The sequence below is a fragment of the Paraburkholderia sp. BR14320 genome (assembly GCF_040948665.1).
GTDB classification, from domain to species: Bacteria; Pseudomonadota; Gammaproteobacteria; order Burkholderiales; family Burkholderiaceae; genus Paraburkholderia; species Paraburkholderia youngii.
In genome coordinates this window covers 1-3,079 of record NZ_JBFPKG010000145.1, presented here as the reverse complement: position 1 = coordinate 3,079, position 3,079 = coordinate 1, and the positions used below count along the sequence as shown (strand labels likewise).

The 3,079-nt window shown below is 64.9% G+C and carries 2 protein-coding genes and 1 pseudogene; 2 read left to right on the top strand and 1 reads right to left on the bottom strand.

What is annotated here, in order from left to right; translation table 11 throughout:
* Window positions 1-271: 271 nt before the first annotated feature.
* A complete protein-coding gene (locus AB3X89_RS39235; protein WP_368587941.1) occupies window positions 272-1,645 on the top strand; it encodes a coniferyl aldehyde dehydrogenase in 1,374 nt (457 codons plus the stop codon).
* 91 nt (window positions 1,646-1,736) lie between these two features.
* Here the strand turns inward: AB3X89_RS39235 and AB3X89_RS39230 are convergent, their stop codons facing one another.
* Window positions 1,737-2,018: a hypothetical protein gene (locus AB3X89_RS39230; RefSeq protein WP_368587940.1), complete on the bottom strand. Its 282-nt coding sequence runs from the start codon at window positions 2,016-2,018 to the stop codon at window positions 1,737-1,739.
* 10 nt (window positions 2,019-2,028) lie between these two features.
* Here AB3X89_RS39230 and AB3X89_RS39225 point away from each other — a divergent pair.
* Window positions 2,029-3,079, top strand: a pseudogene (locus AB3X89_RS39225) (hemagglutinin); the annotation flags it as partial.

The window sequence follows — 3,079 nt, the reverse complement described above, 5'->3', positions numbered from 1 at the left end:
CGGCGACCCCCGAGAGATCATTCTTCATGTGAGTCCACTCCCTGATGGATGACGATGCGCGTCGAGCGCGCTTATTGGTTTGAGCTTGCGTCGGTATTGCGAGCGGAGCGCCCGCAGTTAGCGTGCCCCGCCGCGCCTAAGCGGGAAAGGCGCGCTCGATGATCGCCGCGTGATCGAACGTGGCCGGCAGCGTGCCGTACACGCGGCCGCTTTCGCCGCAGCCGTCGGCGACACGCGTTGCGATGAATGCGTCGGCGACCGCCGCGGGCGCGTGCTGCGCGAGCAGCGTGGCCTGCGCGCGCCGTATCCGTCGTGGGACACGCGCGCGACGCATCTGCGCGCGCTGCGCAAGCTGATGCTCGACAATCGCGACGCGCTCGCCGATGCGATGCACGCGGACTTCGGCAATCGAGCGAAAGAAGAAGTGCTGCTCGCCGAATTCCTGCTCGTGAAGGAAGAGATCGACGCAGCGCTGCGTCACGGCAAGCGCTGGATGAAAGCGCAGCGCCGCCGCACCAACAAGTGGCTGCTGCCGGCGCGCGCGAAGGTGGTGCCGCAGCCGCTCGGCGTGGTCGGCATCATCGTGCCGTGGAATTATCCGGTGTTGCTCGCGGTCGGGCCGTTGATCAGCGCGCTGACGGCCGGCAATCGCGCGATCATCAAGATGTCCGAGCTGACGCCGCGTACCTCGGCGCTATTCGAGTTGCTGATCGGCCAGACCTTCGCGCGCAATCACGTCGCGGTCGTCAACGGCGACGCGGCGCTCGCGGCCGCGTTCAGCGCGCAGCCGTTCGATCATCTGCTGTTCACCGGCTCGACCAAGGTCGGTCACGAAGTGATGCGCGCGGCGGCCGAGCATCTGACGCCGGTCACGCTCGAACTCGGCGGCAAGTCGCCGGCGCTGATCGGCGCGCATGCGCGTTTCGACAACGCGGTCGACAACCTGATCGCCGGCAAGACGCTGAACGCGGGGCAGACCTGTATCGCGCCCGACTATGTGCTGGTGCCGCGCGGCAAGGAGCAGGCGTTCATCGAACGGGCGCGCGTGCGAATGGCGAGGATGTACCCGGACTTCGCGCAGAACCCGGACTACACGTCGATCATTTCGGCGCGGCACTTCGAGCGGCTCGAACGTCTCGCCGACGAAGCGCGGGCTGCGGGCGCGCAGTTGCACGCGCTGACCGACGCGACGCCCGATGCCGCGAGCCGGCGCTTTCCGCTGATTGCCGTGACTGGCGCGCCGAACGAATGCGCGCTGATGCAGGAGGAGATTTTTGGGCCGCTGTTGCCGCTCGTGCCGTATGACACGCTTGATGACGCGATCGCGTGGATCAATGCGCGGCCGCGGCCGCTGGCGCTTTATCTCTATGCCGACGATGCGCGGACTGTTGAGCGTGTCACGCTCGAAACTATTGCCGGTGGAATGGCGGTTAATGAGACGTTGATGCAGCTTGCGTGTGAGAGTTTGCCGTTCGGCGGGGTTGGAGCGAGTGGCATGGGGGCGTACCACGGGTATGAAGGGTTCGTTACTTTTTCCAAGATGAAGCCTGTGCTCACTCAGGCGCGCTTGAATGCGCGTGGGCTGATCTCGCCGCCGTATGGGAGACGCGTGAACGCGTTGTTGAAGTTGATGATGAGGTTTTGATTTTTACCTTCGGCGGGGTGAGGGCTTTGGCCGCTTTCCATCTTTGCGAACGGCAAGGGTGGCAACTTGAATATCACGTCATATTTGCGAATCAATAATCAGGAATCTTTCCGTGACCGCATAAGAAAGACACGAACAGCGCCGGTTGCGGGAAGTCCTGGTCCATATCGGCGAAGACTACCGGCGCATCAATGACTGCGATCACGAACTGTTCACCGCTCTGGGGCTCGACGCGAAGGACCTTCCGAACCGGCGACTCACGCGTCGTGATGCGGCAGACCTTCTCGACGACGTGGCACAAAGCGCAGGCGACAGTCTGGCGGCTTTGAGCGCTTTCGCGACGAAGCACGAACGCGTTGATCCCTGCCGGCAAAGGCGGGCCGATGCCGCCTCTCCGTCTGCGTCGCAGTAAAACCGGTAGTCAGCTGACGGATAGCGTGACAGGAGCTGTGTCGAACGCGGGCGGCACGATGCAGGCGGCGGGGGCGCTAACGGCGAACGCAGGCAGCCTCGACAATACGGCAGGCCACATCGCCTCACTCAATGGCGATGGCCTGAGCGTCTTTACGGCGGGCCTGCTGAACAACGGCGCGGGCGGCACCATCGGCGGCAACGGGAGCGTGACCGCGCAGGCCGGGCAGCTTGCCAACGCGGGTTCGATCACGGCGGTGCAGTCGCTGATCGCCAGCGCTGTGCAGACGCTATTCAACGGCGGCATCCTGGCCGCCAACGGCAACACGACCGTCTCGGCGGGCACGGTGCTGACCAGTTCCGGCACGATCGCGGCCGGTCAGGTGGTGAGCGCGAGCGCCACGACAATCGACAACAGCGCGGGCGCGATCAGCGCGAACCAGATCGCGCTGCACGGAACGAATCTCGTCAACCACGGCGGCACGATCACGCAAACCGGAACCGGCGCGACGACGCTCGACGTGACCGGAACGCTCGACAACTCGGCAGGCGGCACACTCCAGACCAACAGCACGGACCTCACCCTTGCACCGGCCGCGCTCGACAACGATGGCGGCACGATTACGCATGCGGGTACCGGCACGCTGACGATTGCGCCGGGTAACGGAGCCGGGTCAATCTCTAACGTTGACGGAACGATCACCACTGCCGGTCAGATCGCGGCGCAGGCCGGGAGCCTGAACAACGCGACGGGCGTGTTCGCCGCGCGGGGAAATATCGCGGCGAGCATCGCAGGCAATATCAACAATACGCAGGGCGCGATGCGCACGCTCACGTCCCTCTGGCTCGCCAGTGGCGGCGCGCTGACGAATACGAACGGACAGATCCAGTCGGGTACGGGCGCGGCGGGCGATGCGAGCACGCTCGGCGTTCAGGCTGCGTCGATCGACAATACGAACGGTCTCATCAGCAACCTCGGCACGGGCGATGCGACCGTGCAGGGTGGCAGCCAGATCGTCAACA